The 1,773-nt window shown below is 64.3% G+C and carries 2 protein-coding genes and 1 pseudogene; 2 read left to right on the forward strand and 1 reads right to left on the reverse strand.

Annotated features, from left to right (window positions below):
- The coding region (locus ABYB95_RS22890) for a tRNA-uridine aminocarboxypropyltransferase (protein ID WP_372662468.1) at positions 1-501 on the forward strand (501 nt) is incomplete at its 5' end.
- Positions 502-507: 6 nt separating this feature from the next.
- On the opposite strand, the gene xerD is transcribed toward ABYB95_RS22890, so the two are convergent.
- Complete coding sequence (gene xerD / locus ABYB95_RS22895) at positions 508-1,443, reverse strand: site-specific tyrosine recombinase XerD (RefSeq protein ID WP_372662471.1); 936 nt, start codon at positions 1,441-1,443, stop codon at positions 508-510.
- A gap of 129 nt (positions 1,444-1,572) precedes the next feature.
- On the opposite strand from xerD, the pseudogene ABYB95_RS22900 reads away from it, so the two are divergent.
- Positions 1,573-1,773, forward strand: a pseudogene (locus tag ABYB95_RS22900) (C4-dicarboxylate ABC transporter); the annotation flags it as partial.

A 1,773-nucleotide genomic window follows, 5' to 3' on the forward strand; every position in this document is an offset into this window, starting at 1 on the left:
CTGATTGCCGATGTGGTGGCCGATACGGTGGCCTTCGAATGGTCGCGCACGGCGGTGGACCCGGCCTTGCTCGCGCTGCTGGCCGACCCGCAATGGCAGCCCTTTCTGGTGTTTCCGGGCGAGTTCGCGCCGCCTGAGCGCGTGGTGAACACCGTGCCGCCGCTTGCGGGCAAGCGCCCGCTGTTTGTGCTGCTCGACGGCACCTGGGCCGAGGCCCGCAAGATGTTCCGCAAAAGCCCTTACCTGGACCGTTTGCCGGTGCTCAGCTTGCACCCGGACCAGATATCCAGCTACCGGCTGCGCCGCTCCACGCGCGACGACCATTTCTGTACTTCGGAAGTCGCGGCCCTGTGTTTTGATCTGGCCCAGGAACCTCAGGTGGCCGAGGTGCTGGCCACCTACCTGGATGTGTTCACCAGCCACTACCTGCTGGCCAAACAGCAACAGCCGATCCAGCCGGACGACGCGGCGCACCAGCGCTTGCGCGACCTTGGGCTTTGACGGACCTCACCCGCGTGGGTGGTGTTGCGCCACGATGCTCTTGAGCCGTTCGCGGGCCACGTGGGTGTAAATCGTGGTAGTGGAAATGTCGGCGTGGCCGAGCAGCATTTGCACCGCGCGCAAATCGGCGCCGTGGTTGAGCAAATGGGTGGCGAACGCGTGGCGCAAGGTGTGCGGCGAGAGCGGCGCGGTGATGCCCGCCTGCAGCGCGTACTTCTTGACAATGACCCAGAACATGACCCGGCTCATGCCCTGCCCGGGCTTGGTGCCGCGCGCGGTGACGAACAAGTCTTCGCTCTGGTGACCGGCCAGAATCTCGGCGCGGGCCTGTGTCAGAAAGGCCTGCATCCATTGCGCGGCCACCTGGCCAAACGGCACCAGCCGCTCTTTGTTGCCCTTGCCGAGCACGCGCAGCACGCCTTCGTTCAAACGCACATTGAAGGTTTTGAGCGTGATCAGTTCGCTCACACGCAAACCGCTGGCGTACAGCACTTCAAGCATGGCCCGGTCGCGCAGGCCCAGCGGGGTGCTGGTGTCGGGAGCGTTCAGCAAGGCCTCCACCTGCGCTTCGCTCAAGGTCTTGGGCACGCGCAGCGGCTGGCGCGCGGGCTGGATGCGCAGCGTGGGGTCGGCGCTGATGAAGTGTTCGCGCAAGGCCCAGCGAAAGTAGCGCTTGAACACCGTGAGGCGGCGGTTGGCGGTGGTGGCCTTGGTCAAGGCGTGGCGTGCCGCGAAGTAGCCGTTCAAGTCCGCCTCGCTCGCCGCGTTCAGCGTGCGGCCTTGCACCTGCAGCCATTGCGCCAGCAAGACCAGATCGCGCCGGTAGGCTTCGAGCGTGTTGCGCGACAAACCCTCTTCGAGCCAGAGCGCGTCAACAAAGCTGTCGATTTCAACCGTGCCGGGTGGCGGCGTGGGGCGCGGTGGAATGGGAGACTGGGGCATGCAAAGGGCCGATCTGGAAGGCATTTCTGGGGTAAACCCTTGGCCGAAGCGGGGCACTTTGAGCATGCCCCGCAGGCAAACTTCCTGTATTCTGCCCTTTTGACCTTTCAACCCTAGGAGAGCTTACCCATGCGCATGATTCACAAGATTGGCCTCGGCCTGACACTGGGTGCGGCCCTTGCAAGCGGTGCTGCCGTGGCTCAGCAACAGCAATTCGTCAACGTCCTGACCGGCGGCCAAAGCGGCGTGTATTACCCCATGGGTGTGGCACTGTCCCAGATCTACGCCAAGACCATCCCCAATGTGCGTGCCACCGCACAGGTGACCAAG

Origin of the sequence: Hydrogenophaga sp., assembly GCF_041633695.1 — a bacterium.
GTDB lineage: Bacteria > Pseudomonadota > Gammaproteobacteria > Burkholderiales > Burkholderiaceae_C > Hydrogenophaga.